This is a genomic window from Ruegeria sp. O11 (genome assembly GCF_056535285.1).
On record NZ_JBQERS010000007.1, the window covers coordinates 1 to 20063 of the forward strand.

Genomic DNA, 20063 nt, shown 5'->3' on the forward strand with positions numbered 1-20063 from the left:
CAAGACCCAAAAACCAGACCATAACGCCAATCACTCAGCGCCACCGCCCAATTACCAACCTCAGATGCCCACCGTCTCTCCGATGCGTCTCAACCGTCTCTCCGGCTCGTCTCCGCCGTTCCCAGCGTCCCAGCAACCGCCTCAGCAGCGCCGGTGAAGGGGTATTTACGGATTAGGCCTGAGACCTGCAACCCCCATTTTGAAAAAACTTCACATTTCCGCTCGGTTTCTTCTCCATATTAATGAAAACAATATGTTAGCTTCATAATTTACCCCACAAACCTGCTAAAAAGAAACTCACAGCAACGAGGTGGACGACCTTTCAGCGGAATCATACCCAATGATCGGTAGGCAACCTAAACTCGGGCGAACGAAAACGCCGCCCGAGTCTCCTCGGGCGGCTCAATTCACTGCGGTTGTCACAGGGTTAGTTCAAATCATATCGATCCGCGTTCATCACCTTGTTCCAGGCCGAAACGAAGTCGCAGACAAATTTACCGCCCGCATCGTCCTGACCATAGACCTCGGCCAGCGCCCGCAACTGCGAGTTCGAACCAAAGACCAGATCCGCGCGGGTACCTGTCCACTTCACTTCGCCGCTCGCCCGATCACGACCCTCATAGACGCCATCACCTGACGGCTTCCACTCGGTACCCATATCCAAAAGATTCACAAAGAAGTCAGTGCTGAGCGTACCAACCCGGTCGGTGAGCACTCCATGAGAGGTGCCACCGAAGTTTGCACCCAGCACCCGCATCCCACCGACAAGTGCCGTCATCTCAGGCGCAGACAGTGTCAGCAGTTGCGCCTTGTCCACCAGCAGAGCCTCGGCCGGAATCGAGTATTCCTTGTGCAGGTAGTTGCGGAAACCGTCGGCGATGGGTTCCATAACTACAAAAGAATCGACGTCGGTCTGCTCTTGCGAAGCATCGGTCCGGCCCGGAGCAAACGGCACGTCTACGTCATGGCCTGCGGCTTTGGCTGCCTGTTCGATGGCTGCAGCGCCACCTAGGACAATAATATCTGCCAAGGAAACTTTCTTGCCACCAGACTGTCCATCATTGAACGCTTTCTGAACGCCTTCCAGCGCATCCAGCGCCTTGGACAGTTTCAGCGGTTCGTTGACCTCCCAATCCTTCTGCGGGGCCAGGCGAATACGCGCACCGTTGGCACCACCACGCATGTCCGATCCGCGGAAGGTTGAAGCCGAAGCCCATGCGGTCGACACCAGATCCGAAACCGACAACCCGGTTGCGAGTATCTTTGCTTTGAGATCGGCCACATCGGCGTCGTCAATAAGCGCATGATCGACGGCAGGGACATTGTCTTGCCATATGAGCTCTTCGCTCGGAGCCTCTGCTCCCAGATAACGGGCACGTGGACCCATGTCGCGGTGGGTCAGTTTGAACCAGGCGCGAGCGAAGGCGTCGGCGAACTCTTCTGGGTTTTCATGGAAGCGTTTCGAGATCGGACCATAGATCGGGTCCATGCGCATCGCCATGTCGGCGGTGGTCATCATGGTCTTGACCTTCTTGGACGGATCATGCGCCGCCGGCGCCATGTCTTCGTCTTTCACGCCGACCGGTTCCCAGATCCAAGCGCCCGAGGGACTTTTGGTCAGGTTCCAATCATAGCCGAACAACAGATCGAAATAGCCATTGTCCCACTTGATCGGGTTCGCGGTCCACGCGCCTTCAATGCCCGAGGTGGTCGTGTCGTCACCCTTGCCGGTTCCGAAGTCGTTGATCCAGCCAAAGCCCATGTCCTCGATCGGGGCGGCTTCGGGTTCGGGGCCGACCAGGTTGGGGTCGCCCGCACCATGCGCCTTGCCAAAAGTGTGGCCACCCGCGACCAGAGCGACGGTTTCCTCGTCGTTCATTGCCATCCGACCAAAGGTGTCACGGATGTCGCGGCCCGAGGCCAGAACGTTCGGCTCACCATCGGGACCTTCGGGATTCACATAGATCAGACCCATCTGAACGGCGGCCAACGGGTTTTCCAGATCACGCTCGCCCGAATAGCGGCTGTGCGGGTTCTCGGTTGGGGCCAGCCATTCGGTTTCGGCCCCCCAATAGATGTCTTCTTCGGGTGCCCAGATGTCTTCGCGGCCACCGGAAAAGCCAAAGGTCGTGCCACCCATGGATTCGATCGCGCAGTTGCCCGCCAGAATATAAAGGTCAGCCCAGGAAATCTGGTTGCCGTATTTCTGCTTGATCGGCCACAGCAAACGGCGCGCCTTGTCCAGGTTGCCATTGTCCGGCCAGCTGTTCAGAGGCGCGAACCGCTGATTGCCGGTCGAGGCACCGCCACGGCCATCCGCCGTCCGATAGGTACCTGCAGCGTGCCAGGCCATACGGATGAACAAGCCGCCGTAGTGACCATAGTCCGCTGGCCACCAGTCCTGCGAATCTGTCATCAGCGCGTAAAGGTCTTCCTTCAGCGCCTTCAGGTCGAGCTTTTTGAATTCTTCGGCATAGTCAAATGTCTCGCCCATCGGGTTCGATGCAGGGCTATGCTGATGCAGAATCGACAGGTTAAGTTGGTTCGGCCACCAATCCCGGTTGGACCGGGCCTCGGCGCCATGCATTACCGGGCATTTGCCCATGTTGGGGGTATCACTTCCGTCCATATCGATCTCCAGTACTGGCTAGATGTGTGCGTCGCGCGGTTAACTTTGAAACGAGAAACAGGGGTCTTGAGTGTTTTTGCGCTCGTCCTTGGCATGGGCATTACGCGGGATCGCGCGGATCAGCCCTGCCTTCATTGTAGGAAATAGCATTAACGACTCGTTCTTTCTGTTTGGATGTAGATTTAGCAAATCCAAGCCATTCACATAAGTTTTGTTTTTCGATGATATCGATAACTCAAAACTATCACTTGAACGTCTTCGCGCAGCCGGACGCTAAAGTACGCGATTGCATTTTCACCGTTGGGCTTCAGCTTGACTCGCAATTTGAGCACGTGGGGGTGGCGACGCAAATGGATCTACGATGCTGACTGCTGTGAATTGCCTGACTGACGCCAGCGTCAAGCTGTCTGTCGACACAGGTTCAGTGGCCACTGACTTTCTTATAAAGGGCTGATTTGTAGCCAAAGGGAATTCCCAATACGCCGACCAACCACCCAGCCGTGCGGGCGATCTGGATCAACCGTCGATCCGGTTGGAACGGAAACAACAGGATTGCCACCAGCAGTGCCACCAGCCGCAAGGGGGCGCTCAGGAAACCCAAGATCGCCTTTGTCGGCTTCTGATCAAGCTTGCGCCGCATATGCGTGTTGGACTGGTCCCGCCCCCGAGCTGCCTGATACCAGAACGAGAGACGCTCGGGTGGAATGGTTTCATACACGAACGCATCATGCACCCAGCCCACAGGTAATCCGGCGGCAACGGTCTCGGCGTAGAACTTTGCGTCCGTTCCGCCTGTCATCCGCATGGTTTCATCGAACCAAAGCCCGGTTTCGCTGAACAACCTCGTCTCGCCCAGCCAGTTGTTGGTCACGATGGTAACGCCGCCGGTATCGTTCAATGTCGCCTTCCTGGCGGCGGCGTTTTCCTTGTCGAGATATCGATTGCTGATGTTGCGCAGCATCAGCCGCTGCATTGCGGTTTCCTGCCCAGTCGGCCCTGCGGCGCGGAGCGGCGCACCCAACAACACAGAGGAACTCTTGCGATAACCGGCAACCAAACTCTCAAGCCAATCGGATGCCACCACTTCATCATCATCAACAAAACAGAGCAGATCCGAACCCTGTTCAAGCGCCTCGCGCGCTGCACGGTTGCGCCCGAAAGGAATGCCAGGCTCGGTCTCAAGGACATAATCCAGACCCGCCCCGTTGGGCAGCACAGCCCCCGCTGCCCGCACGGTATCCTCGCTAAGCGATGAACTGTCGTTTTCGACCACAAGGCATCGCACTGAGCAATCAGGCGGCAGCTTCATCTCGCCCCAGCTCTCGATCAATGCAGCCAGCATTTCGGGGCGCTGCCGGGTGAGAGTAGAAACCGTAATCTTCAGGGTGGCTGAGCGATCCTTCATCGCATCCCCATACTACCTGCATCTGTTTCTTGACAAGGCGCAGTGATCACGAGGGTTCCATCAACGCTTCTAACCCAACCCGGTAATTTGGGTAGAGCAGTGAGATACCCAACTCTTCTTTAATCCGATCATTCCGAACGCGTTTGTTTTCATCGTAAAAACTACGGGCCATCGGAGTCAGATCAGCCTCATCAAACGGCACAGCAGGTGGTAACGGCAGTCCCTGCAGCTCGGCCGCATAGCCGATCACATCCTGCGGTGGCACCGGTTCATCATCGCAGACATTGTAGACCGCGCCCGGATTGGGTTTGGCCATCGATGCGATCAACACCTGCGCGATATCATCAACGTGAATACGCGAGAATACCTGTCCCGGCTTAATGACCCGTCTCAGGCCACCTCTCTTGAGCTTGGAAAACGGTCCACGCCCCGGCCCATAAATCCCCGCCAATCGGAATGTATGTAACGGGAGGTCCGTGATATCTGCCCACTGCGTTTCGGCACGCACGCGCCACCGACCTCGTTCGGCGGTAGGTTCGGGCGCGGTGGTCTCATCCACCCAACCCCCTTCGTGATCACCATAAACCGCAGTGGTCGACAGATACCCAACCCATTTGAATTGCCCGGCGCGGGCGGCAATCTCATCGCGCATCTCTGCCAATACAGGGTCACCATCTGCTGTAGGCGCGGTTGAGATCAATACATGTGTGACACCTTCCAAGTCAGGCCGTTCCCCCGGCCAGACAATCGGCTCGGCGCCCGACGCGCGAATGGTCTCAATTTGCTTTGGATCGCGCGAGGTTCCGATGATCCGCCAGGATGTTGGATCAAGTCTCTTCGATGTCGCTCGGGCAGAATAGCCGTGGCCGAATGAAAAAAGTGTCTGAGTCATGGCTCCTTTGATGATCCGCCCGGCCCGGGGATGCAAGCGCCGGATGGACGCACTTGATTCGAATCCTCTGATGCGCCTTCATTGATGTATGAGCAACAAAACACCCGATCTACGCGCCGCCTATTCCTTGAAGTCGCCTGAAGAGAACAAGCGTCTCTACGCTGAATGGGCCGGAGACTACGACGACAATTTTGCCGCACTGGAAGACTATCAACTCCACATCCACACAGCGCGCGCTTTCGTTGCTGCCGGTGGTCAGGGTCCGGTATTGGATGTTGGAGCGGGAACGGGGTTATGTGGTGCGGTTTTGGCGGGGCTGGGCGTTGGCCCGATTGACGCCACTGATATCAGTGCTGAAATGCTGGATCAGGCGATGCGCAAGGATATCTACCGAGACGCGATCGAGGCCGATCTGAATCAGGGCCTGCCCGTCCCGCGTGACAGCTATGCAGGCGTGGTTTCCTCCGGAACGTTCACTCATGGCCACTTGGGGCCCGAGGCTTTGCCCGCGCTCTTGCGGGTCGCGCGTCCCGGCGCACAATTCGCCCTGTCAATCAACGCAAAGCACTTTGAGGCACTGGGGTTTTCCTATGCATTCGGCGCTCTCGAGGCAGAACAAATCAGCAATCTGTCATTTGCCGAAGTGCGTATATATGGTGAGCTAGCCGCCGGCCCCAACAAAGATGATATTGCTTTGATCGCGCTGTTCGAAAAGGGCTGATCAGACACTAATCAGGGCGAATCTGACTATGTCCGGACCTTCGCGGCATTAGTCATCTAGGTATACATCTGCTTTTTATACGCCCGAGTCCGTGTTGTCGCCTCAGCTGAGCCGTCGTGATAGGTCCCGAACCACTTGTCGAACGGAATCTCAGAAGTGCCATAGTTGCACTCGAAATACCGGTGATGAAGCTGATGGAAGAAATCTCCTGCCCGCGCTGCGTCCGTCTCGCCAGCCTTTAGCTTTTCAAAGCCCGAATGGGACAGAACCGGGCTGATCTGCTGAAAGTAAACATGAAACAACAGATGCAGCGGGTGCGAGGGCACGATCAGATGGATGAAGTAGGTCGAAAAATAAAGCAGGTTTTCATACCAGTGGTTCGATATCCCTGACCACGGCCCGATATTGACGTTGCGATGATGCACGGCATGAACGTGCTTGTAGAGTTTCGGGTGATGCTCCAACCGATGGACCCAGTAGAAATGCAACCCGGACCACATTGGGATTAGCAGCATCCAGATCACGAACCAGACCGGCGCTGCCGCCCAAGTTATGACTGGCACGTAGCCGTTCGCCATCGCCCAATAGATTACCCATTGATAGACCGTGGCCACAGTCATCGCGCTGCCCAAGGTCCACCAGATATTATCCAATACCTGGTTTCGAAAAGTGAATGAACCGTTGTTCCGAGTCAGGTCCCGACGGTCAAACTTTTTATACATGCCCTGCCCTTTGCGCATGTAAAGCCACCAATGCAGGCCCCCAGCAACAAGGATCTGAGGGAGCATGTTCAATAGCCAAACGCGGAACATCCAACCAGGCGCGAAGGATTGCATAGTCTCTAATGCAGGCAAAAACGCAAAATATGCAGCCACTGCCAAGGCCATACACAGAGTCAGCGACGTAAGCGGCAGCCAAGCCCCTCTGTACCAACGCAGGATCGCAGCGGGGCGCGGCGGCCAGTTGAACAAAGGATTCAGACCGACCGGACCGTCGGGGCGGTAATTCCAGCGGGCGGCTTCTGCATCATGAACGTCAGTCATGGCTGAAACTCCTTAGAGGGGGTATTTAGGTTGCGTAGTCCGAGTCTTCGGCATCCAAGACTGCTTTAATTTCGCGCAGATGCGCCTCGGCCTGACCGGGATAGTCATCCAATTCCTGTGCGGTCTTTTCCGCAATTTCGTCGGACAGAACGCGCAAGGGCTGCCCAGTTTGAAGCGCACGGATGTAAGTTTCAGCGGCGCGTTCAAAATAGTAGAGTCTATTAAAGGCATCTGCAGGGCTGTCACCGATCACCAGAACCCCATGATTGCCCATGACCATGACCTTTTTCATCGGGTCTGACAGCATCGAAGCACATCGTTCGCCCTCGCTTTCGAACGCCAGACCACCGAATTCCTCATCGATCACATAGCGATTGAAGAAGGTTGCGGTGTTTTGATCAATCGGCGGCAGGGTGCTGTCCGCCAGTGAGGCCAGAACCGTCGCAAAAATCGAATGCACGTGCATCACACAACGCGCATGGGGGCAATGGCGGTGGATTGATCCGTGCAACCCCCATGCCGTCGGGTCCGGCGCTCCGGGCTGATCCATGACATTATTGTCGTTGGCATCCAGTAGCAGCAGATTTGACGCTTTGATCCGCGAGAAATGCATCTGGTTGGCATTCACCAGAAACTGCGTGCCGTCTGCATTGACCGCCAGGCTAAAATGGTTCGCCACCCCTTCATGCATGTTGAGACGCTCGGTCCAGCGGAAGGCTGCGGCCATATCAACACGTTCGGACCAATGATCAATGTTGGGGCGCAGGTTGGTGACGCTCATACCGGACTCCTTCGTGGGACGATTGGGGCATTGGGTAAATCGTGCCTGCACTGCAAAAGTTTGACCAACGAAAAAAACACACCTAATTCATAAGTAAAACTACTGGCGGAGTTATGCATATGCGGAAACCACTTCCTCCTCTGGGTTGGCTGCGCACATTTGAAGCAGCAGCCCGTCACCTGTCGTTTACAGGTGCGGCACGGGATCTGAATATGACGCAAAGTGCGGTTAGTCAGCAGGTCAAATCGCTGGAGGGGTATCTGGGCCAGCCGTTGTTCCTGCGTCGCCCGCGCGCATTGGAACTGACCGAAGCAGGCATCACCTATTTGCCGGTTGTGCGCGAGGCGTTTCGGACGCTTGTAAGGGGCACCCAGGCCGTCACGGGGGCGCAACAAAACGCGGTTCAGGTGCAGAGCAACATAACATTTGCCGTCAACTGGCTGGCGCCGCGTCTTCCCCGGTTTCGGAAACTGCACCCGGATGTGCATTTGAACATCTTCACCGAGCTGTGGGAGCCACGCGAAATGGCTGAGGGTGCGGCGGTCGAAATTCGATATTCGCTGCGTCCTGTCGACACGGTGCGCACAGAACTATTGCAGACCGATCACTATTATCCCGTCTGTGCTCCGGGCTTCCGGGTAACGCTTGAGACCTTGCAAGAACAGCCTCTTTTTGATTGTTCGAACTTGCTGTCGAATTGGGAGAGTTGGATCACAGATCAGGGTCTAATTTGGGAGAAACCGCAGGTTACATACTCGACGACCTATCTGGTCAGCCTGTCAGTCGCGATGGCTGGAGGCGGATTGTGCCTAGCCCATGACATGATCGCCAAACGCCTACTTGACGAAGGTCGCCTAATTGCGCCGTTCTCTCACCGTGCCGCCATGCCCGAGGCATATTATTTGCTGCTGTCACCTCAAGCTGAGGAAACGCCGGGCGCATTGGTTTTTGTTGACTGGCTGCGCTCCGAAATCGCAGCCGACACTCAAAGCTAGACCGGGACCTCCCGCCCATCCTCAATGCCCTTTGAGCATCTCCTCTGGTTGGGCGTAGCAGCGCTGGCGCGCTGCGGTTGGCATGAATTGTGATGATTGGATGATACCTTACCGGTGGGGGTTGCACCTTTTGCTTCATTCGTGAAAGTTGGGCCATGGAATACACTCCCTTCCCAAGTTGGCCCGATACCACCCCTCGTCTTATCGCCGTTGCTGCAGGCCGCGAAGCTGCCGATATGGTGATCCGCGGCGGTATCTGGGTGAATGTACACAGCCGAGAAGCCCTGCCGGATCATGATGTCGCCATCGCTGCGGGACGCGTGGCCTTTGTGGGTCCGGATGCCTCCTATTGCATCGGTCCTGAAACTCAGGTCATCGAGGCAGATGGCCGGCATATGCTTCCGGGACTTTGCGACGCGCATATGCATATCGAATCGGGCATGCTGACGCCTGCAGAGTTTGCCCGCGCAGTCATTCCACACGGCACCACTTCGATGTTCACCGACCCGCATGAGATCGCCAATGTGCTTGGCCTTGAAGGCGTGCGCCTGATGCATGACGAAGCGCTTATGCAGCCCGTGAATATCTTTACCCAGATGCCGTCCTGCGCACCTTCGGCACCGGGCCTGGAGACCACAGGATATGAGATTACAGCCGAGGATGTGGCTGAAGCGATGTCGTGGCCCGGCATTATTGGGTTGGGAGAGATGATGAACTTCCCCGGGGTCATACATAGCGACCCGAAGATGCTTGCGGAAATTGCTGCCACGCAGCGAGCGGGAAAAACAGTGGGCGGGCACTATGCATCGCCTGATTTAGGGTCTGATTTTGCAGCATACGTCGCTGGTGGCCCCGCTGATGACCATGAAGGCACCTGCGAGGACGATGCCATTGCTCGGGTCCGTCAGGGGATGCGGTCAATGATGCGGCTGGGGTCTGCCTGGTATGATGTAGAAAGCCAGATCACTGCGGTGACCGAAAAGGGGCTGGATCCGCGCAACTTCATTTTGTGTACCGACGACTGCCATTCGGGTACTCTGGTCAATGATGGTCATATGAACCGTGTGGTGCGCCATGCAATCTCTTGCGGATGTGATCCTCTGGTCGCGCTTCAAATGGCTACCATTAACACCGCGACTCATTTTGGGTTGGAACGTGAGATCGGCTCGATCACGCCGGGTCGGCGAGCCGACATTATTCTGAGTTCTGACCTGACCAGCCTGCCAATCGAAACAGTTATTGCGCGGGGCCAGGTCGTGGCTGAAAACGGAACGGTGACGGTCGACTGTCCGCATCTGGATTGGCCTGCCAAGGCACGGAACACTGTCCATCTGGGACATGAGCTGTCTTCGACCGATTTTGAGATTACAGCCCCCGCTGGCGCCAACCGCGTCATGGCTAATGTGATCGGCGTCGTTGAGAATCAAGCCCCGACGCGGGCGCTGAAGTCAGAATTGCCCATTATCGAAGGGCTTGTTGAGGGCGAAGGCGAGGTTTGCCAGATCGCGTTGGTTGAACGCCACCGCGCCACGGGCGGGGTGACCAACGCCTTTGTGTCAGGTTTTGGGTATCAGGGCAAAATGGCCATGGCCTCGACCGTGGCGCATGACAGCCACCATATGATCGTTGTCGGCACTGACCGCGAGCAGATGGCTCTGGCTGCAAACCGACTGGCGGAAGTGGGCGGCGGCATCACAATCTTTCGGGACGGTGAAGAACTGGCGCTGGTTGAATTGCCCATAGCGGGCCTGATGTCCGACAACCCAGCCGCAGAAGTTGCAGCCAAAGCCGAAAAGATGGTCGAGGCGATGAAAGCCTGTGGCTGTGAACTCAACAACGCATATATGCAGCATTCTTTGTTAGCCCTAGTCGTGATCCCTGAACTGCGGATCTCAGACCTTGGGCTGGTAGACGTACGCACATTTGAAAAGATCGACCTTCTGGAACCCCTTGCATGACAACTATCCAAACCCCTGACGTTCCCAACCCCGAGAAATTTACAGACCCGCTGGCCGCTGTCGCGCGCTTGGAAGAGCTTTATGAACAAGCGACAAAGTTCCTGTGCGACAAGTTTGCTGACGCGCTCAAAAATGGCGCTCCTACCGAAAGTTTCCGGGCGTTCTACCCTGAAATCCGGATCAGGACCTCTTCCTACGCACAGGTCGACAGCCGACTAAGCTTCGGTCATGTATCCGAACCGGGCACGCATGCGACAACGGTCACCCGGCCCGATCTGTTCCGGTCATATCTGGCCCAGCAAATCGCACTATTGATCAAGAATCACGATCAGCCGGTAACAATTGGAGCCTCTGAGACCCCGATCCCGGTGCATTTCGCCGTGGCCAACAACCCGGATCTGGTGGTTCCGCACCAAGGTGCAGCCGGTTTCACGTTGCGCGATGCGTTTGATGTGCCCGATCTGAACACAACCAATGACGACATCGTAAATGGCATCAACGAGCCTGAGAACGATGCCGAGCCTCTGGCGCTATTCACCGCCCAGCGCGTAGATTACTCTCTTGCGCGGCTGTCGCATTACACCGCAACGGACCCCAGCCATTTCCAGAACCACGTTCTGTTCACAAACTATCAGTTCTACGTCTCTGAATTCGAAAACTATGCGCGCGCGCAATTGTCCGACCCCGACAGCGGCTATACCAGCTTTGTCTCGACTGGAAATGTCGAGATCGCTGACCCAGAAGCGGCAATCGAACAGCCGTTGAAACTGCCGCAAATGCCAACCTACCACCTGAAACGCGCGGATGGGTCTGGGATCACGCTGGTCAATATCGGCGTCGGACCATCGAATGCCAAAACGGCCACCGACCACATAGCGGTTCTGCGCCCGCACGCCTGGTTGATGGTTGGTCACTGCGCCGGTCTGCGCAACACGCAGGCACTGGGAGATTTCGTACTGGCACATGCTTACCTGCGCGAGGACAAGGTGCTGGACGACGACCTGCCCGTCTGGGTGCCGATCCCACCGCTGGCCGAAGTCCAGGTCGCTCTGGAACAGGCTGTAGCCGAGGTAACTGAGTTGGAAGGCTACGAGCTGAAACGCATCATGCGGACAGGCACCGTCGCCTCCGTCGATAACCGCAACTGGGAGCTTCGCGATCAGTCCGGGCCGGTGCAACGGCTCAGCCAGTCCCGTGCGATTGCGCTAGATATGGAAAGCGCGACTATTGCTGCAAATGGCTACCGGTTCCGGGTGCCTTACGGCACATTGCTCTGTGTCTCGGACAAACCTCTGCACGGTGAATTAAAGCTTCCCGGCATGGCTTCGGCATTCTATACAACTCAGGTCAGCCGCCATCTGGCCATTGGAATCCGGGCGATGGAACACTTACGCGGCATGCCGCTAGAACGCTTGCACAGCCGGAAATTGCGTTCGTTCGACGAAACGGCCTTTCTGTGAAGCAAAAAAGCAACGAATTTCCCCTATTTTTGGGGTTTTTAGTGCTACTATTCGTTGTGTTCGGCCACAATATCCCGTTACAGTTACGCGGTGAGGCCCTATAGATCGGGCACGTTAAGGAGACCAAGAAATGGCAAAGCCTATGACAAAGACTCAGCTGGTGGCTGCTCTCGCTGAGGAAATGGGAACTGACAAGAAATCCGCAAATGCCGCGCTGGAGGCCATGACCGGCCTGATCACCCGCGAAGTTTCGGCCGGTGGCGCCGTCACCCTGCCCGGCGTTGGCAAAATCTACTGCCGCGAGCGCCCCGAGCGCATGGTGCGCAACCCTGCGACCGGTGAGCAGTTCAAGAAAGAGGCTGACAAAGTGGTCAAGATGACCATCGCGAAAGCCCTGAAGGACAGCGTCAACGGCTAAATCACCGTAGACAGATCACAAGATCGAAGGGGTCGCCACCGGGCGGCCCCTTTTCCTTGCGGTTGTCACGAAAACCGGTGACAGTCGCCGCGAATTTCCAAGGAGGCCGAAATGGATCTGCGCGCCATCGCTATGGGGCTTGTGTTTGCCCTGATCTGGTCATCGGCCTTTACCTCGGCACGGATCATTGTTGCCGATGCCTCACCCCTGTTCTCGCTTGCGCTGCGGTTTCTCATTTCCGGGATGCTCGGCGTGGCGATCGCGCGCGCCATGGGGCAGAGCTGGAATCTGACGCCTGCCCAATGGCGCGCCACAATCCTATTCGGAATCTGTCAAAATGCCCTTTATTTGGGTCTAAATTTCTTCGCCATGCAGACCGTAGAAGCATCGATGGCTGCGATCATTGCATCAACTATGCCATTACTTGTCGCCTTGGCTGGATGGCTACTGCTGGGCGAAAAACTGCGTCCGGTGGGTATCATCGGTTTGTTTGCAGGCTTTGCCGGTGTCGCCCTGATCATGGGCAGCCGGATCGGGGCTGGCATTGACCTGTTTGGGGTCATGCTCTGCGGGTTCGGGGCACTTGCACTCACTTTTGCTACGCTGGCGGTGCGCGGAGCGACCTCTGGCGGCAATTTCATGATGGTGGTGGGGCTGCAAATGCTTGTAGGCGCAGCGGCGCTGTTCGTCGCCGCCCCGATCTTTGAAACCATCTACATCCACCCAACCGCTCCGTTCATACTGGCTTTTACTTACACCACGCTGTTCCCCGGCCTTTTGGCCACGCTGATTTGGTTCCTGCTGCTGGACCGGATCGGCCCGATCCGTGCGGCAACCTTCCATTTCCTCAACCCGGTCTTCGGTGTTGCCATAGCGGCCCTCCTGCTGGGTGAAAAATTGGGGCCACTTGATGCGATCGGCGTACTGATCACCACATTGGGTATTTTGGCCGTGCAATTGTCACGCCAACCCGTCGCCAAGCTGGCCTAAGATCGCGCACGACTGCGCGAGCCGATGTAACAAGCCTTTGCTTTCCCCCTTAGAACCCCATTTATTGGTCGAAACCAATAGAATCGGAGGAGCCATGTCCCGTTTCACCAAGGACCCTGAGGCCATCGCCGCCCTTTCGCCGGAGGAGTTCCACGTCACTCAACGCAGCGGGACCGAACGCCCGGGCACAGGCAAACTGTTGAACAACAAGGAGCCCGGCATCTATGTTGATATCGTCTCGGGCGAACCATTGTTCGCATCGACCCATAAGTACGAATCCGGCTGCGGCTGGCCCAGCTTTACCAAACCCATCGTGCATGAGCATGTCGAAGAGTTTCGCGACACCACCCATGGCATGATCCGGACCGAGGTCCGCTCGAAACACGGCGATAGCCACCTGGGCCATGTCTTCCCCGATGGCCCGCGCGAACATGGTGGGCTACGCTATTGCATCAATTCCGCCTCGCTGCGGTTCATCCATCGCGACGATATGGAGGACGAGGGCTATGGCGAATTCCTGATCCATGTGGAGGAAATCAGATGACCGATGAACGCGCCGTTCTGGCCGGAGGCTGCTTTTGGGGCATGCAGGACCTGATCCGCAAATTGCCGGGCGTGTCCCGCACCCGTGTCGGATACACCGGCGGTGACGTACCCAACGCCACCTATCGAAACCATGGCACCCATGCAGAGGGAATCGAGATTTGGTTCGACCCGGCACAGATCACCTATCGTGAAATGTTGGAGTTCTTCTTCCAGATTCACGACCCCACCACCTTGAACCGCCAGGGCAATGATCGCGGCATGAGCTATCGCTCTGCGATCTATTACGTGGACAATGCCCAAAAACAAGTGGCAGAAGACACGATTGCCGATGTGAATGCCAGCGGCATCTGGCCGGGCAAAGTCGTGACCGAGGTCGAGCCTGTCGCAGATTTCTGGGAAGCCGAGCCAGAACACCAGGATTATCTAGAACGTATCCCGAACGGTTACACATGCCACTTCCCGCGCCCGGATTGGGTGCTGCCAAAACGCTCTAGCGCAGCAGAATAAGGATTCCGGTAGCCCCTGCGGGGGCTACCCCACCGCCACCCGAGGCCGTCCGCTGGCCTCGACCGTGACCGACGCCTCGACAAACACCTCCTGCGCCTCAATTTTTGCAGTGCGGATGTCGCGCTCGACCGTCACTCGAATATCCTCGGCCCCTGCTTCGCGCACGGCACCTTCGGCCTCTCCACGCAAAGCTGTTTCAAGTACCTTCAGGGCAGCGCTTGAATCCGAGAAATCTTGTGGCCCTTCTTCCAGATGCACCCGATAGCGGCCTTCAGCGGGAGACGTAACAGTGCCTGACCGGCGCAGGGTCATCCGACCAACGACCGCTCCGATAGCATTCGCAACACCAGCGTGTTCAGGCAGGATCATATTGCAATGCAACCGCTCACCTACGGCAGGGTAATAGCTGGGTGCCGAGGCCCCTAGGCCCACCACATCGACATTCATTGCGGTATCCAGCGCGATCAATCCTCGGTGCTTGGCAAGACCACGATGGGTTAGTACGTGCCGCGCGAGTTCCTGCGGTGCAAGACCAAAACCGTCGACCTCTTCCGCAAAAGCAGCCTCTAACAAAGTCAATGAGGTTTGTTCGGTCAATTGATCAACGATCATCTGCGCCAGCGCCTCAGATGATCTCGCCAGCGTTTCTCCAGATCCAACCCGCTTACGCGCCATTAGCTCCAGTGCCTTGTGTGCCGCCTTAGCATCCCAGTCGTCCAGACGACCCAGAACATAGCTCGCGTCTGAGGGCGTGACACCGGAAACCTGAACAATCCCACGATCGATCAAACGCGTCAGCGCGCCATGTTCCATCCGTGTCTGCAGCAGTTTACTCAGCGCCTGCACCCCATCGCCCAGCCGGTCCAGCAAGACAGCTTCGCGCGGGCCCACGCCTTCAGCCGGGATACCCGCCACCCGCCGCGCAAAACGGGTATCGTGTTCACCCACCGTTGTAGCGCGCAATTGTTCATCCAACTCTGCGTGAACAACCTCTGGTGCTTCGGCAGCGATCAACGAAACCGGAAGCACACGCCGCGGGCCAAGAAAGACACCACCCTGCAATCCTTCGGTCAAAACATGTACCTGGCTGTCCCCACCCAGACCGTGGGTACGCATCGCAACGGCTTCGACCATAGTACGGAAACCGCCAACTTGTGCACCTGCGGGATCAATCGCGGGCTTTCCATCCCGTATCAACGCGACGTCGGTCGTAGTTCCACCGATATCGGAAACCAACGCGTTATCGGCATTCGTCAACCAACGCGCGCCCACAATCGATGCCGCCGGGCCGCTGAGGATCGTCTCGATCGGGCGTTCACGCGCCTGTTCGGCACTCATTAAAGCCCCGTCCCCACGCACGACCATCATAGGCGCTGAAATACCTTGTTCTTTCAGTTGGTCCTGCGCCCGCCCGATCAAACGATCAATCATGCCTATCAATCGCGCGTTGAGAACCGCAGTCACAGCCCGTTTTGGTCCATTCAATTTGGCTGACAAATGGTGCGAGCAAGTCACCGGAATACTGGTTCTTTCCGCAACCACCCGTGCAACTTCAAGCTCATGCGCCGGGTTTCGGGTGGCAAATTGTGCCGCAACCGCGTAACCAGATATGCCTTCATGAGACTTCAAGAAGGCCTCAAGCGCCTCTGTATCCAACGGCTCTTTCTCACCGCCTGCATGATTGTGCCCACCGGACAGAACCAATGCCGGGTCGCCTTTCAGCGCATCCCGCAACCCATGCTTTTCCAGATCACTTTCCCGAAACCCGACATAAATCAGCGCGATACGCCCACCCTGGCCTTCGACCAGCGCATTGGTGGCCAGAGTCGTCGAAAGCGATGCCAATCCGATCTGATCTGGCGCGATCTCAGCTTCTGCAAGCACCGCCGAGATGGCCCGGCCAACCCCAATCGCCAAATCTGCGCGAGTGGTCAGAGACTTAGCCGAGGCAATCACCTCACGCTCATCCCGAACCAGCACCGCATCTGTATAGGTTCCGCCCGTATCCACACCCAAAGCCAGCGCCATCGGGTCCTCCATCTGTTCGCCAGAATCGGGTGTAGCGTTTTCCTACGGCGCGTCCAGCCTGTTTACGACAACCTAGACGCCGCCCAGCGCGCAGCATCAGCCACCGTCGGATCAGGATCATCGGTCAGCGTCTGAGCAACCGGCAGCAACGCCGGTACCGCCGAGTTCCCAATCGCATAAAGCACATTCCGCACAAACCGGTCCCGCCCGATCCGCTTGATCGGTGAGCCCGAAAACATCGCTCTGAAAGCCGTGTCATCCAACATCGCCAACTCTGCCAACGACGGCGCCTTCAATTCCTCAAGCGCTGCATATCTGATATCGCTGGCAGCGACTGCGAACTTGTTCCAGGGGCAGGCTGCAAGACAATCATCGCAGCCATATATCCGGTTCCCCATTAGCCCCCGCAATTCTTCATCCACCGGCCCCTTATGCTCGATGGTTAAATACGAAATACAACGGCGCGCATCCAGTTGATACGGCGCTGGAAAAGCGTTTGTTGGACATGCATTCAAACAAGCCCTGCACGACCCGCAATGGTCGACCTCAGCCACGTCCGAAGGCAGGTCCAATGTCGTGAATACAGACCCTAAGAAGGCCCAATTGCCCCAATCTTGGCTTACCAGATTGGTGTGTTTACCCTGCCAACCTAACCCAGCTGCCTCTCCCAAAGATTTCTCAGGTACTGGCGCCGTGTCGACAAACACCTTCACTTCACCCCCGCCCTCAGTAATCAGCCAGCGCGCCAATCGCTTCAGGCGTTTCTTGACCAGATCATGATAATCCTTGTTCTGTGCATAAACCGAAATTGCACCCAATTCGGGATACGACAGCACTTCTGCGGGATCATGCTCAGGCGTATAACTCTCGGCCAGCATGATCACGGATCGTGCCTCGGGCCAGAGCGCTGACGGATCCCCGCGCCAATGGCTCCGCTCCGCCATCCACCCCATCTGACCATGATATCCGGCCTGCAGAAATGCCTCTAACCGCTCCGGCACCTGCGGCACGTCCCAAGGACGGCAAACCCGGCAAGCCACAAACCCCTCGGCAAGGGCCTGCTCCACCAATCGTGCCTTCAATTCCGATACGTTCTTCATCTGGCCCTAATTTTCTTCGGGGGTGAATTGGCCCAATAGGCCAAGAGGGGCAGACAGCCCCCTTCCCCAACCTATCAGAAATCCAGATCAGCGTAATGAGGCGGTGGCCGGAATCCAGGCACCTGATCCGCCAGAATCGAGCGAAATGCAGGGCGAGACTTGATCTTCGCATACCAGTCCTTCACCGCAGCGCTCCGGTTCCAATCCACGTCCGAGATATAGTCCAGCGCCGACAGATGCGCTGCCGCGGCGAAATCGGCCAATGTCATCTGATCCCCAGCCAACCAGCGGCGATGGTCCAGCAGCCAGGCCATGTAATCCAGATGATACTTGATCGCCTTTGCACCTTCCTTGACGTTCTTGCTGTCCGGATAACCCTGCCCAGTGACCTTTTTGTTCACCCGTTCATAAAGCAGTTTTGAGGTTACCTCGTGATGAAACTTGTCATCGAACCAGCCAACAAGACGCCTGACTTCGTAACGCGCCTCGGGCTTTTTAGGCATCAGGGGCGGCTCGGGACGAGTCTCTTCGATATATTCACAAATCGCGGCACTCTCGGCCATGATCTGACCATCCAATCGCAACACGGGGACCTTGCCCGCCGGATTGCGGCGCAAAAAGTCCGGGTCTTGTTCCCAATATCGTTCTTCGACCAGCTCAACCTCGATCTTCTTTTCAGCCAGGGATAAGCGGACTTTGCGGCAGTAGGGAGAGAGGGGAACGTGAAACAGACGCGCCATGAGCTTCCAATCGAACCAGAGAATACACCTCAGCTTTAGCCTCTGACCGGCTTGAGATTCAATCCTCGAAACACTTGGCGCGTCCATCTGCGCGGATGGTGGCCGCTCCATCAAGGATGGACGCTGCACGCCTGCGGGTTTGAACCGAAGGATCGGTAACTGATCTGTTTCGCGGCGAGGGCAGAATTGCTGCAATACGCGCTGCCTGTACAGGCGACATCTTTGCCGCACTCACCCCATAGTATTTCTGAGCCGCCGCTTCGACACCAAACACACCGGTCCCGGTTTCGGCGACGTTCAGATAGACCTCTAGAATGCGCTGCTTGCTCCAGACCATTTCGACAACCGGGGTTATCGAAGTCTCAAGGGCCTTGCGCACCCAACTGCGCCCTTGCCAAAGGAAGACATTCTTCACCACTTGCTGCGTTATGGTCGATGCGCCTCGATTGCCCCCATCTTCCAACGCGTCCCGAATGGCCTCAACATCGAAACCCCAATGCAGGCAAAAATTTGCATCTTCAGCAGCCACTGCAGATCGGGACATGACGGGTGAAATTTCTTCGATGGCGACCCAGTCACGGTCAACCTTTCCCAACCGGCGCCATTCCGACCAGATCGTATGTGTGATCGGAGGGTTCACGACCGAATAAACCAGGATCAACGCAAAAAACGCGACAGCAATACCTAAGACGATTCGCAGCCCCCACCGCCGCATCCGCGCGATGAGGCCTTGCGATTTCTTTGAGCCTGATGCCTTTTTATTCTTACCGCGTGACTTGCGCGCTGCTTTCTTTGCCATGCTTTGCTATACGCCGCAGAGGGCGCATTTGAAACGGATTAATTCGACAACATCTGCCCGTCCCGCGGACGAACAACCGGGCGCGCCGTATTGACTGATGCAGCACCGCGCACACTCAACTCAGGGAACAGCGCCAGAACTTCACCTTGTGTTCGTTGCTCGGCCTGGGTCAGCGCATGTCCCGGATAGTAACTTTCGCTTTTGGCCCCGTTGGCGAACACGATCTCATGCCGGCGGAACAAGAGATGGATATAGTCGACCTCGCCCCCTTCCACCCGTGTCACAGTATCACCGTTCACAAGACAATGCGCTGCGATCAGAACTTCATCATGTCCAAACAGGTATTGCGCACGCCAATCGCCAATAAGCATTCGGTGTTGAGGAGAAACAACCAGCGGCTCGACAAGGCCAAACATCCCGGCCTCAAACCGAACCGGTGCCAGATTACCCTCTGCCGCTACGGTCGTCCGGCCAACCCAAAGCACCGGTTCTACACCGCTATCTGCTGTTGTAACAAGATCTCCGGGTTTCAGGTCTTCAGCCAGACGCGGCCCATCTGGCGTATCGATCAGTGTTCCAGGCGTGAAACAAGGTGGGCCAAGTTCGCCCGGGACAATCAGGGGGCCTTCAACATTCACAAATGTCGTCGATACCAGCGTGCCTGCCTGAAGAACCTGACCGTCTGTAGGTGTGAAAACCCGCGTGACGCCGTCCGAAAGATAGAATGTAATACCCACATAGGTGACGTCTCCGACACCGGGAACATTTATCGTCACGGTGTCTCCGGGCCAGGAATCTGAAACCGTTTGCCCGGCGACAGTGTCACCGCCAAAGTCCTCAATCTCGCCATTTTCGTCCTGATCAACCAGATCAAATGTATCGACCGTGATCGCGGATCCGACGGGGGGTGGGTTTGCCGGATCGAAGGAATAAAACTGGTCTGTATAGGTTATCGGCACACCAAAACTCCGCCTCTTTCACATCATTGATTTAGGATCATGCCCGCATTTCCCGAACAAACAATGACCAAAGCTAGGCGTTCCAGACCGAA

General features: G+C 56.7%; 18 protein-coding genes. 8 read left to right on the forward strand and 10 right to left on the reverse strand.

Annotation, left to right across the window (positions count from 1 at the left end; genetic code table 11):
• Positions 1–427: 427 nt before the first annotated feature.
• From katG to ACRZ91_RS13970, 3 genes are all read right to left on the reverse strand, one after another.
• A complete protein-coding gene (katG, locus tag ACRZ91_RS13960; protein WP_480906359.1) occupies positions 428–2629 on the reverse strand; it encodes a catalase/peroxidase HPI in 2202 nt (733 codons plus the stop codon).
• A 421-nt stretch (positions 2630–3050) separates the two neighbouring features.
• Entirely contained in the window at positions 3051–4034 is a 984-nt protein-coding gene (locus ACRZ91_RS13965) for a glycosyltransferase (RefSeq protein WP_480906362.1), read from the reverse strand.
• A 46-nt stretch (positions 4035–4080) separates the two neighbouring features.
• On the reverse strand, positions 4081–4926 hold the full coding sequence (locus tag ACRZ91_RS13970; RefSeq protein ID WP_480906365.1) for an SDR family oxidoreductase: 846 nt from the start codon (positions 4924–4926) through the stop codon (positions 4081–4083).
• An 88-nt stretch (positions 4927–5014) separates the two neighbouring features.
• On the opposite strand from ACRZ91_RS13970, the gene ACRZ91_RS13975 reads away from it, so the two are divergent.
• Positions 5015–5647, forward strand: a complete 633-nt coding sequence (locus tag ACRZ91_RS13975; protein ID WP_170470938.1) for a class I SAM-dependent methyltransferase — start codon at positions 5015–5017, stop codon at positions 5645–5647.
• Between the two features lie 56 nt (positions 5648–5703).
• On the opposite strand, the gene ACRZ91_RS13980 is transcribed toward ACRZ91_RS13975, so the two are convergent.
• Both ACRZ91_RS13980 and ACRZ91_RS13985 read right to left on the reverse strand, forming a co-directional pair.
• Positions 5704–6690 (reverse strand): sterol desaturase family protein, encoded by a 987-nt coding sequence (locus ACRZ91_RS13980; RefSeq protein WP_480906368.1) that lies wholly within the window; start codon positions 6688–6690, stop codon positions 5704–5706.
• 25 nt (positions 6691–6715) lie between these two features.
• Positions 6716–7471 carry a class II aldolase and adducin N-terminal domain-containing protein gene (locus tag ACRZ91_RS13985; protein WP_480906372.1) on the reverse strand — a complete coding sequence of 252 codons (756 nt, stop codon included), beginning with the start codon at positions 7469–7471 and terminating at the stop codon, positions 6716–6718.
• Between the two features lie 119 nt (positions 7472–7590).
• Here ACRZ91_RS13985 and ACRZ91_RS13990 point away from each other — a divergent pair, with 119 nt between their 5' ends.
• The 7 genes from ACRZ91_RS13990 to msrA all read left to right on the forward strand — a co-directional run bounded on the left by ACRZ91_RS13990 (position 7591) and on the right by msrA (position 14345).
• Positions 7591–8466 carry a LysR family transcriptional regulator gene (locus ACRZ91_RS13990; protein WP_480906375.1) on the forward strand — a complete coding sequence of 292 codons (876 nt, stop codon included), beginning with the start codon at positions 7591–7593 and terminating at the stop codon, positions 8464–8466.
• A 155-nt stretch (positions 8467–8621) separates the two neighbouring features.
• On the forward strand, positions 8622–10424 hold the full coding sequence (ade, locus tag ACRZ91_RS13995) for an adenine deaminase (protein WP_480906378.1): 1803 nt from the start codon (positions 8622–8624) through the stop codon (positions 10422–10424).
• Positions 10421–11884, forward strand: coding sequence for an AMP nucleosidase (locus ACRZ91_RS14000; protein WP_480906380.1), 1464 nt, complete (start codon positions 10421–10423; stop codon positions 11882–11884). Before ade ends, ACRZ91_RS14000 begins: the two co-directional genes overlap by 4 nt.
• 130 nt (positions 11885–12014) lie before the next feature.
• The gene (locus ACRZ91_RS14005; RefSeq protein WP_010442901.1) at positions 12015–12302 is read left to right on the forward strand and encodes an HU family DNA-binding protein; all 288 of its coding nucleotides are present in this window, start codon (positions 12015–12017) and stop codon (positions 12300–12302) included.
• A 111-nt stretch (positions 12303–12413) separates the two neighbouring features.
• Positions 12414–13292, forward strand: coding sequence for a DMT family transporter (locus ACRZ91_RS14010; protein ID WP_480906382.1), 879 nt, complete (start codon positions 12414–12416; stop codon positions 13290–13292).
• A 94-nt stretch (positions 13293–13386) separates the two neighbouring features.
• Positions 13387–13836 (forward strand): peptide-methionine (R)-S-oxide reductase MsrB, encoded by a 450-nt coding sequence (gene msrB / locus ACRZ91_RS14015; RefSeq protein WP_170542641.1) that lies wholly within the window; start codon positions 13387–13389, stop codon positions 13834–13836.
• On the forward strand, positions 13833–14345 hold the full coding sequence (gene msrA / locus ACRZ91_RS14020; protein ID WP_480906387.1) for a peptide-methionine (S)-S-oxide reductase MsrA: 513 nt from the start codon (positions 13833–13835) through the stop codon (positions 14343–14345). Before msrB ends, msrA begins: the two co-directional genes overlap by 4 nt.
• A 24-nt stretch (positions 14346–14369) precedes the next feature.
• Here msrA and ACRZ91_RS14025 read toward each other — a convergent pair whose 3' ends face one another.
• The 5 genes from ACRZ91_RS14025 to ACRZ91_RS14045 form a co-directional block, all read right to left on the reverse strand.
• The gene (locus ACRZ91_RS14025) at positions 14370–16373 is read right to left on the reverse strand and encodes a hydantoinase/oxoprolinase family protein (protein ID WP_480906389.1); all 2004 of its coding nucleotides are present in this window, start codon (positions 16371–16373) and stop codon (positions 14370–14372) included.
• Positions 16374–16435: 62 nt separating this feature from the next.
• Positions 16436–17473, reverse strand: a complete 1038-nt coding sequence (gene queG / locus ACRZ91_RS14030; protein ID WP_480906392.1) for a tRNA epoxyqueuosine(34) reductase QueG — start codon at positions 17471–17473, stop codon at positions 16436–16438.
• Positions 17474–17547: 74 nt separating this feature from the next.
• Positions 17548–18213: an FtsZ-binding protein FzlA gene (fzlA, locus tag ACRZ91_RS14035; protein WP_170470958.1), complete on the reverse strand. Its 666-nt coding sequence runs from the start codon at positions 18211–18213 to the stop codon at positions 17548–17550.
• Between the two features lie 58 nt (positions 18214–18271).
• A complete protein-coding gene (gene mtgA / locus ACRZ91_RS14040; RefSeq protein WP_480906396.1) occupies positions 18272–19012 on the reverse strand; it encodes a monofunctional biosynthetic peptidoglycan transglycosylase in 741 nt (246 codons plus the stop codon).
• Positions 19013–19050: 38 nt separating this feature from the next.
• A complete protein-coding gene (locus tag ACRZ91_RS14045; protein ID WP_480906399.1) occupies positions 19051–19971 on the reverse strand; it encodes a Hint domain-containing protein in 921 nt (306 codons plus the stop codon).
• Positions 19972–20063: the final 92 nt, after the last annotated feature.